This window comes from Inquilinus sp. OTU3971, assembly GCF_038440215.1.
The window spans coordinates 1-9,060 of sequence record NZ_JASATH010000258.1; the positions used below are offsets into that span (position 1 = coordinate 1).

The 9,060-nt window shown below is 67.8% G+C and carries 7 protein-coding genes and 1 pseudogene; 4 read left to right on the forward strand and 4 right to left on the reverse strand.

Translation table 11 applies throughout. The features are described 5' to 3' along the window. Together AAHM41_RS36670 and AAHM41_RS36675 are read right to left on the reverse strand one after the other, a co-directional pair. Positions 1 to 307, reverse strand: a pseudogene (locus AAHM41_RS36670) (hypothetical protein); the annotation flags it as partial. A 23-nt stretch (positions 308 to 330) separates the two neighbouring features. Then, positions 331 to 1,134: an endonuclease/exonuclease/phosphatase family protein gene (locus AAHM41_RS36675; RefSeq protein WP_342241582.1), complete on the reverse strand. Its 804-nt coding sequence runs from the start codon at positions 1,132 to 1,134 to the stop codon at positions 331 to 333. A 314-nt stretch (positions 1,135 to 1,448) separates the two neighbouring features. On the opposite strand from AAHM41_RS36675, the gene AAHM41_RS36680 reads away from it, so the two are divergent. Beyond that, complete coding sequence (locus AAHM41_RS36680; protein ID WP_342241583.1) at positions 1,449 to 2,066, forward strand: hypothetical protein; 618 nt, start codon at positions 1,449 to 1,451, stop codon at positions 2,064 to 2,066. A 13-nt stretch (positions 2,067 to 2,079) separates the two neighbouring features. On the opposite strand, the gene AAHM41_RS36685 is transcribed toward AAHM41_RS36680, so the two are convergent. Continuing rightward, positions 2,080 to 3,084 (reverse strand): helix-turn-helix transcriptional regulator, encoded by a 1,005-nt coding sequence (locus tag AAHM41_RS36685; protein ID WP_342241584.1) that lies wholly within the window; start codon positions 3,082 to 3,084, stop codon positions 2,080 to 2,082. Positions 3,085 to 4,101: 1,017 nt separating this feature from the next. Between AAHM41_RS36685 and AAHM41_RS36690 the strand changes: the two genes are divergently transcribed. Beyond that, positions 4,102 to 4,917 (forward strand): helix-turn-helix domain-containing protein, encoded by an 816-nt coding sequence (locus AAHM41_RS36690; RefSeq protein WP_342241585.1) that lies wholly within the window; start codon positions 4,102 to 4,104, stop codon positions 4,915 to 4,917. Positions 4,918 to 4,942: 25 nt separating this feature from the next. Here the strand turns inward: AAHM41_RS36690 and AAHM41_RS36695 are convergent, their stop codons facing one another. Continuing rightward, the gene (locus AAHM41_RS36695) at positions 4,943 to 5,986 is read right to left on the reverse strand and encodes a LacI family DNA-binding transcriptional regulator (RefSeq protein WP_342241586.1); all 1,044 of its coding nucleotides are present in this window, start codon (positions 5,984 to 5,986) and stop codon (positions 4,943 to 4,945) included. 309 nt (positions 5,987 to 6,295) lie between these two features. On the opposite strand from AAHM41_RS36695, the gene AAHM41_RS36700 reads away from it, so the two are divergent. Together AAHM41_RS36700 and AAHM41_RS36705 are read left to right on the forward strand one after the other, a co-directional pair. After that, entirely contained in the window at positions 6,296 to 7,237 is a 942-nt protein-coding gene (locus AAHM41_RS36700) for an AraC family transcriptional regulator (RefSeq protein WP_342241587.1), read from the forward strand. 432 nt (positions 7,238 to 7,669) lie between these two features. Beyond that, positions 7,670 to 8,941 carry an AraC family transcriptional regulator gene (locus AAHM41_RS36705; RefSeq protein ID WP_342241588.1) on the forward strand — a complete coding sequence of 424 codons (1,272 nt, stop codon included), beginning with the start codon at positions 7,670 to 7,672 and terminating at the stop codon, positions 8,939 to 8,941. Positions 8,942 to 9,060 lie beyond the last annotated feature (119 nt).

The following is a 9,060-nucleotide window of genomic DNA, read 5'->3' on the forward strand; positions in this document are numbered from 1 at the left end:
GCCCCGGGGGGGGGGGGCGGGGGGGCGGGCCGCCCGCGACCGCGGCGTCGGCCGTGTCAGCGGCGGCCAGGGCCTCGTCGTCGAGGATCAGGGTGAAGCAGTTCAGCCGGCCCTGCGCCGCATGGGCCCGGGCCAGGGTTGCCGCGACGACCTCGCGAACGCTGGCCCGGCCGGCGGCGATATCGGCCGCAATGGCGCTGGCGCTGGACGGGGCGGGCGACGTGTCGGGCATGTCCTGAACCTCGGCGGCGATCTCGGTGCGCTGGCGCAGAGCATAGCGGCCGCCTGAGGCTCCGGCACGCGACACGCATGCCGACAGGCGATGTCGCGTCAGGCCGCTTCGGACAGCGGCGCCGCGTCGGCGGGCAGGGTGACGCCCAGGTCGATCACGGCCCGCAGCGGCAGGTGATCGGAGGCGATCCGCGACAGCGGGCTGCGATGGACGTCCACTTGGCGCAGCACGCCCTGCGGCCAGCCCAGGATGCGGTCGAGCGAGATCAGCGGCAGCGGGGCGGGGAAGCTGGGTGGGCTGGCCTGCAGCGGCCCGAACAGCGCGCCGAGCGGCTGCAGCGAGGAGCGCCGGCCGGGACGCCATTCGTTGAGGTCGCCGACCAGCAGGGTCGGCATGCTCTCGCCCCCGGCGATCTCGTCGAGAATCATCGCAGCCTGGCGCATCCGGCAGCGCCGCAGCAGGCCGAAATGAGCCGCCACCACCCGCAGGCGGCCGGCGGGCAGCGCCAGCTCGGTGACGATGGCACCGCGCGGCTCGGCGCCCGGCAGCGTCAGGCGGCGCAGGCGGGTGACCGTGCCGTCCCGCACCAGCAGGGCATTGCCGTGCCAGCCATGGCCGTCGGGCAGGTCGGAGACGTGCACCAGATGCAGGCCGCTGTCGCGGCGCAGCGTCTCGGCGTCGAGCAGGCCGGAGCGGCGGCCGAACCGGCGGTCGACCTCCTGCAGCGCCACCACGTCAGCGTCGAGCTCGGCGACCACGTCGGCGATGCGCAGCGGGTCGAAGCGCCTGTCCAGGCCGACGCATTTGTGCACGTTGTACGAGCCGACCACGACCGTCCGGACGGGAGCCGTCGGTGTCTCGGGCAGGATGCCGGTGCATAAGGATGCGTCGTACGGGGCCATCTCGGTTCCGAAAGCCGGGACCGTCAGACAGCACCCGGAGCTACCGGGATTTAATCTATCACGGCGCCGATGCCAAGATGCCGCGACGGAATGTACCGGCCCGAGCCCCGGCGGCATCGATCGAGATGGCAGCGATCTGCGGGTGCGTGACCACCGAGAGGCGCCTCCGCTGCTCCTTCGAGCAAGTCGAACAAGATCGTGATGCGCAGAATATGAATCTATCTGCAGAGATCAGGAGATTGTTCTCTTTGTTCTTTAGTGACCTCGGCTGAGAATAATCAGCATATTTTTCTGAGCATGGAGTTCGGGAAAACATGGACCGCGACGCCGAACCGATTTCAGGTCAGTGGCGATACAGCGAGCCCGGCAGCGACAATGTGCTTTATCTGCCGCGTCGAGACGGCGCGAGGCACCCGCAGGACGATCCGGGCCATGTCGTCTCGCAGGAAGACCAGTACGTGTCCGGAACCCGTTTCGGGGCGCCGCTGATCGTGTATCGCCCCGATGGCTCGCTGAAGTCCGAATGGTGGTTCAGCGCGGATGGCGCCCACCGTATCGATGGGCCTGCCTATGTCCGCCACAACCGGGACGGCAGCCGCGTCGAGCACTGGTACCTGCATCACCGCCGGCACCGGACCAGCGGGCCCGCGGTCATCGAGTGGACGAAGGACGGCAGCGTGCGGCGCGCCCAATGGTGGATCGGCGGCAAGGAGGTCACGGAGGTCGCGGAATCCTTCCTGGCCGAGGCCGAGGCGCACTGGCCGTTCGATACGGCGGATGAGAGCATCTTTCTCCGCCGCTGCGTCAGCGAGCTGCGCTCTCGTCGCCCGGGCGACGAGAGCATGCGGCCGGAGCCGATCGTGATCGGCGTGTGCCTGGCCAGCCTGTTCTGGCTGCCCGTGGTGCTGACGGCCGCGCTGCTCTGGGCTTAGCGGGCCTGGACCGTCAGCGGTCGTCCGCCGCCGATGCCTCTGAACGCTTGCCCGCCGCCGCCGCCGTGCCGCGCCCGGACCGCGGCGGCCGGCCGAACTGCTTCTTGTACAGCCGATAGAAGGTCGACGCGTTGCTGAAGCCGTAGTCCAGCAGGATGGTCGCCACCTTCTTCCTGCCCTGCTCGAGATCGCGATGCGCGGCTTCGAGCCGCAGGGTGATGATGGTTTCACGCAGGGATGCGCCCAGCCGCTCGAACAGGCCGTACAGCTTTCGCGGCGAGATCTCGAAATGCCGGGCGATGGATTCGGGCGAGAGGTCCCGGCTGCTCAGGTTCTCGGTGATGTGCATCTTGATCTGGTCGTGCAGCAGCCGGTCCCTGTCGTGAGTCCGCGACGGAGCCATCCCGAGCAGATAGGCGCGGATGATCTCGACGAGATGGTTGAACGACGGAACCTCCGGGATGGCCGTCAGCTCCGCCCCCTGGTCGCTGGTCATCAGCTCGTTGTGGAACCGGATATAGGTCGTGATCGCCTCGCTGTTGATCACCGTGAGGGCCTCCAGGCCTGGGAACAGGGCCTCGGCGCTCTGGGAGATGTGAAGCCAGTCGAGGAGACAGGAGCGCCCGGACTCCTTCTCCAGCACCAGATCGAAATCGCAGCTGCCGTCGAGGACGACGGCCGCGCCCGGCTTGAGCCGGACAGTCTGGTCCTTGATCAGCAGCGCGCAGCTGTTGCCGGTGGCGATGACGAGGCAATGGGCGGGGGCAGGGCTGCCCAGCGCGCCGCGGCGGCGGAGGATGCCGGGCGTGCAGTACAGCCGCAGGGATCGATGATCGTCGACGATGCCGAGCTTGGCCGTGACCCGGAACGGCACATCGGTGGTCGGCACGAAGTCCGCGTGCAGCAGGGGCTGGCAGAACTGCGACCGGAAATAGTCGACACCCCCCTCATATAGCATCGAGCCGGAGGTCGTGACGCGCTGGCCGGCCGAGGCGGTCTGGAGGGGAATGACCATCATCTTGCATCACCGGAATGGCGGGAACGTCGGAGGGGGCGGCATCCGTCTCCGCGGCCGTTCAGGCGGCGATGGAGGCCGGGGTCGGCGCGCATGCATCCGATATAGCGGGGTTGGCAGGCCGGTTGGCGCGACTTGGAATATCGTCCTGCGCAGATGTGATATCAATTTATGCAGGACAATATCGACTGATGCGGCCGCAGGGAGGATGCTCCCATGCGACCATGACGGCGGTCCGGGCGATCCGGAATTCCGACACTCGAATGCACGGTCACGCGGCAGCCGGGTGCTTTCCGCTTCGGCTGGGCTCTCCGGCGGCCGGTGCGCCGTCTCATGCTTTGGGTGAAGATCGGCTCTGGGTTGGGAGGGCATGATCGGCTTTTATTTTCACAAAGGACATCTTCGGGCGATCTCGACTGCCTGGTCGGTTTGCGGGAACAGGGGCTGCTGGGGAACGTTCCCTATGATAACGTGACCATGATGCGGTGGAGACGGCAAGGATTCAGGAGGAATGCCTCCTGATTCTTCCATTTTCCGGAACTCGGTGTTTTTCCGTAATCCAAAATGAAAAATTATTCCGATTTTGGGAGGGATAATAAACTTATTGTGATTTAAATTCATCCTGCTTAGTTATCCATGCGGTTCGGGAAAGCACAAATCGAAGGAGCCTGTCTGATGGATTGCGTGAGCCTGTCTTGCTTCCCCGACCGGGCAACAGACATCTGGTTGAGATGAGGCCGATCCTTCGCCGGATTGACGGGGTCGCCGGGGATGCATTGCAGTCCCGGGGCTCGGCGGAGCCCGCCTGGATCGCTTGCGGCGCCGGTACGGTCGATGTCCGGTGAAGGCGATCGCCGTGTTCTTCGTGAGAGTGAAATCCTACAGCGAAGCCGAATGACCGCGCCACACGCATGCTGCAGACATTGAGACATGCGACAGAGTTCTGCCTGGGGATCCATCCTCTGCGCTGGCCCGGACGAGCATTGCCGACAGCTGTGCCGGCCGCTTCTCGATTCTTCGTTGGAGCCGCTGGGAAACCAGTCCGGGCCCGCCAATGTGCTGTTCGGCTTCGTCGGCCGGCACCGGGCCATCCAGATCCGCTCGGGCCCCGGCGTCATCCGCCGGCCGGCCGGGGGCCTCTCCCGGCTCGGCGACCACTATCTCATCCTGGTGCCCTGGAGCGCCTGCCTGCTGATCAGCGGCGAGGAACGCTGCGCCCTCGCACCCGGCATGGTCGCCGCCATCGACGGTGATCGGGGCTTCGAGCTGCAGCTGGGCGACCGCGGCGGCGAGAGCCATATGGTCGACTGGCTGCACATCGCGGCGCCCAGCCTGCCGGAGCTGCGCCAGGTCACCGGCTGCATCGCCATGGCCAGCTTCATGCTGGCGCGCTACGTGTCCAGCCACGCCAGGCTGATCGTCAAAGGGGTCGGGGCGGACGAGCCGCTGGCGGCGCGAATGCCGATCTTCGACTACATCCGCCGGGCGATCAGGGACTATGTGCAGCAGGCGGATGTGGCGGAGCCCGAGGGGCCGCGGTCGCTCCACCGGATCCAGTCCTTCATCGAGACCCATGTGAAGCATCCGCAGCTGGGGGCCGATCTGATCGCCCGGGAATTCGGCATCTCCAAGCGCAAGCTGTACGCCGTCGTCGGCGAGAGCGGGGCCTCGCTGCGCGACATGATCATGGCGGCGCGGCTGGAGGCGGCACATCGGGTCATCGAGGCCGGCGGACAGAAGATGACGAGCCTGATCCGCGACCACGGCTTCACCAACGCCTCGACCTTCTACCGCAATTACAAGCGCCGCTTCGGCCGGACGCCGCGGGCCGGGTAGGCCGGCCGGGCCGCCGCTTCCGGGACTAGGCGGGCTTTCCCGGCGCGCTCCTCGGGGCGCCCGTGCTGGCCCGCAGGAGAAGCGGGCTCGACAGCGTTGTCTTCAGCGGCGGCGCGGCGGCGGCATCCTCCAGAAGCTGCAGCATGACTTCCGCGGCGCGGGATCCGAGATCCCGGGTCGGCTGTGCCAGCGTGGTCAGGGGCGGATCGCAGAACGCGCCGACCGCGGCTCCGTCGAAGCCGAGGACCGAGACGTCGCCGGGCACCGCGACGCCGTGCGACCGGACCGTGCCGATGAACGAGATCGCGCCATCGTCGGCGCAGCAGACGATGGCGGTGGGACGCCGCTTCATCGCCAGATACGACTGCGCCGCCTCGACGCCGGCCCGCAGGCCGTCGTGGAACCCGAGACGCCCGCCATGGCGGGTGACCGCTCGCTCGGGCAGGCCTGCCGTCGCCAGGGCGTCGAGCAGCCCGGAAAATCGCTCGGCCTCGTGATAGCTGCCGGCCGGGCCGGCGACATAGAGGAACGTCCGGTGGCCCAGTGCGATCAGGTGGAGCATGGCGTCGCGCATCGCGCCGCGATCGTTGGTGATGATGCTCGGGATGCCGGCCGTGCTGCGGTCGATCAGCAGCGACACCACCGGGACGTCCGCGTCGGTGAGCGACCGGCGCCCGTAGGACGGCAGGGCCGCGGCTCCGAACACGACCACGCCGCGGACGGAGCCGCCGAAGGCCTGGCCGAGGATGTGCCGCTCGGCGGCCGGGGAGTTGCGGTTGCAGAACAGGAGATCGAAGCCGTGTTCCGAGAGGGTGGCGGAGAGGCTCTGCACCACCGCGGGAATGATCTGGGCGACGCCGAAGATGGTGCTCGGGCCCGGCAGGGTGGCCATGATGTTGGTGGATTTGCCGGCGCGCAGGCTCCGTGCCGCGGCGTTCGGGATATAGCCCAGCTGTTCCGCCGCGGCGGCGACGCGCCGCCGGGTCTCCTCGTTGACCCGGCCGGGAACGGTGAGGGCGCGGCTGACCGTGGAGGTTGCAACGCCCGCCAGGCGCGCGACATCGCTCATCAGCGGCCCCGAATTCCGGCCGTCCCTGGGTCGCCTTGGCATGCCGTCCGTGCTCCTTCCGCCCCGTCTCGTCGATGAAAGAATTGTTGCAAATGTGGCGGGCTGGCGGGGGCGTCCGTGGTCTCAGCGGGCCGGAAGAAAAATCTTGCAAACAATCCGACAATCACTATCGTTGGCAAACGATTGCCAAGCATTGGCCGGAACGGATGGAAGGGTTCGTTCCGTAATGCAGGGCCAACCAGACCCCAGGCAGGCGAACGTTGTCTGCCCAGGGGTGATTTTCCCCCACCCACTTTCACTGACCGACCGATGCGCCGGATAGCGTCCCACGTCCTCCCCAGGCAAAGCAACTCCGTCTCCGGATCGATCCTCTATGCCGATGCGGAGGCATTCGCCCGGCAGGTCTGCGACTCCGTCCTCGGCGCGACCTTCGCGCCGGATGGCGCGGATTTCCGCGCCGCGATCCGGTTCAGCCTCGTCGGCTGCAGCGGGGCGGCCCATCTGCGCATCACCCCGGGGGTGCTGACGCGCCGCGGCCGGGCTTGCGACGGTCCCTGCGGCGGGCCGCATTTCCTGGTCCTGGTCCTGCGGGAAAACGGCCACCTGACGGTGGGGGAGGCCGGGCGGCCGCTGTCGCCGAACTCGGTGGTCGTGATCAGCGGCGATCTGGCGTTCAGCCTGGCGCTGTCGGCCGGGGCGTCGGGCGGCTGCGAGCTGGATGTGCTCCAGGTCGCCGGGGCCGAGCCGCCGGCCCTGGCCAAGGCGTCCGGCGTCGTGGTGGCGACGAGCGCCTCGCTGGCGGACTACATCCTCGGCCTGGCCGAGCTGGTTCAGCCGGAAGGCGGGGAGATCGGGCCGTGCCAGCGGGACATTCCGATCTTCGACTATATCGGGGCCGCGATCCGCGACTATCTGGCGGGGGGCGAGGGTGAGGACGCCTCGCGCCCCGACGACGGCCTCTATCAGCGGATCAAGGGCTTCATCGCCCAGAACGTGAAGAATCCGGCCCTCGGCGCCGACCTCCTGGCCCGTACCTTCGCCATATCGAAGCGCAAGCTCTACAGCATCTTCTACGACAACCGCGCCTCGCTGCACGAAACGGTGATGACGGCGCGGCTCGAAGCCGCGCGGCGCGAGATCGAGGCGGGCGGGCAGAAGGTGGCGAGCGTGATCCTCGACCATGGCTTCTCCAACCCCTCGACCTTCTACCGCAACTACAAGCGCCATTTCGGCCGCGTGCCGCGCGCCTAGCCGTCCGCATCCGGGCCGGTCGGAAAGATCCGTCGGCCCGAGGTCAAGATTGTTCAAGAGAATGATTCGCAATCATCCTCTATCGCTCCGAATTCTATTTCTCGCATAAAATATAGATTATAGTTTAGCAATATTTTTTGTCAAAAAATTGCCGTCTCGCTGCGCGGGGATGCGCTGCTTGCAACAACAATTGCTCGTTTTAGGAGATCGGGCTGCACCAAACGACACGGCGAGTGATGCAGCATCCAGGAATATGCAAATTACCTTCGCCGATATGCAGATGGTCTGGGGAACGATCCACAGTCGCGGGGCAATCCTTTCGGCATCCCAGGAATGCGGGGCGGTTGGTGTGGGCCGCGGAGACGCTGACCCCTCGCCATCCGGGCAGATCGGCGCCAGGCCATCTCGGCTCGTCATGAGGGGGAAGGCGGAATGAACCGATCGGATGCTCGGCCCTTCGGGGACGATGCGGCCGCCGCCGCCCTGGCCGGGCTCGTCCCGGCGATCCCGGGCAGGCCTGTCGCGAAGCTGTCGTTCCCGCCGCCGGGATGGCCGGGCGAAGACCGTCATCTCCAGCCGGCGGCCGGGCCGTCCGTGCGCCCCGGATGGCAAGACCGGGTTCGGCTCGACCATTATCGCGACGTGCTGGGGTGGGAGCCGTTCCCGCCGGCGCCACGCGATTTCGGCGACAAGCGGCCGTCGGCGCCGCGCGGAGTCTCGACCCTGGCCTATGCGCCGGAGCAGCAGTTCGAGGCCTGGCGCGCGCATCACAGTCCGCTGATGGATATCGGCCTGCCGCCCGGCGTGACGCCTGCGGACGGCTTCGTCGCCGAGTTCATGACATGCGGCCTGGGCGGCCTGTTCCTGGCCTACGGCCATGCCGATGCCCATTCCTTCGGTCATGTCCTGGGCCAGACCGGGGGCCGCCGCACGCCGATCGGCTGCTGGCGCCTGACGCTGCTGACGGTCGGGGAGATCTGGATCGAGACTCCCGACGGCCAGGTCCATATCCGGCCGGGCGATCTGTTCCTGCTGTCGCTGGACGAGCCGTTCCGGGGCCGCGCGACCCATTATGGCGGGCTGTCCCTGACCCTGCCGCGGGACCTGTTCGTCGCCGCCGCCGCGAATTTCGACAGCGCCGCGGGCGCCATCCTGACCGGCCCGCTCTCGGCCCTTCTGGTCGACTATCTGCGCAGCCTCGAGGCGCGGCTGATCGGCATGTCGCCGGAGGAGCTGGTGCTGGCGGGGCGGGCCACGGCCGAGATGCTGGCGGCCTGCGTCGGGCCGTCCCGCGACCGGCAGGAGCAGGCGCGCAGCGCCATCGCCTCGATCCTGTTCGACCGCGCCCGCTCGCACATCCAGGCGCATTTCGACGACCCCGAGCTGACGCCGGAGCGCGTGGCCCAGGACCTGCGCGTCTCGCGCTCGAATCTGTACCGGGTGTTCGAGCCGGCCGGCGGGGTGTCGCGCTATATCCAGCAGTGCCGCCTGTTCGCCGCCCATGCCGCCCTGACCCAGGAGAGCGGGCGGCGGATCCAGGACATCGCCTACAGCTGCGGCTTCAAGCTGGCCTCGGACTTCACCCGGGCGTTCCGGCGCGAATTCGGCTTCAGCCCGCGCGAGGCCCGCGACGCCTGGCGCAGGACCGGGGCGGCGGCCGCCGAGGATCCGCGGTTCGGCCTGACCCCAATGCCGGCGGAGTGAGGCGGCGGCCGCCGCGGCACGCCAACGGCGAGTTTGGGAGAGCATTGCCTCTCCCGCTTGCGAGACCTTTTCAAAACGGCTGAGACCCAACCTTTTATAGTCCCCCCTCCCCTTGCGGG

What these genes read in the sequence shown, in the direction of transcription:
- AAHM41_RS36675 (WP_342241582.1), bottom strand. Translation starts at nt 1,134, where the DNA reads ATGGCCCCGTACGACGCATCCTTATGCACCGGCATCCTGCCCGAGACA.
- AAHM41_RS36680 (WP_342241583.1), top strand. Translation starts at nt 1,449, where the DNA reads ATGGACCGCGACGCCGAACCGATTTCAGGTCAGTGGCGATACAGCGAG.
- AAHM41_RS36685 (WP_342241584.1), bottom strand. Translation starts at nt 3,084, where the DNA reads ATGATGGTCATTCCCCTCCAGACCGCCTCGGCCGGCCAGCGCGTCACG.
- AAHM41_RS36695 (WP_342241586.1), bottom strand. Translation starts at nt 5,986, where the DNA reads ATGAGCGATGTCGCGCGCCTGGCGGGCGTTGCAACCTCCACGGTCAGC.
- AAHM41_RS36700 (WP_342241587.1), top strand. Translation starts at nt 6,296, where the DNA reads ATGCGCCGGATAGCGTCCCACGTCCTCCCCAGGCAAAGCAACTCCGTC.
- AAHM41_RS36705 (WP_342241588.1), top strand. Translation starts at nt 7,670, where the DNA reads ATGAACCGATCGGATGCTCGGCCCTTCGGGGACGATGCGGCCGCCGCC.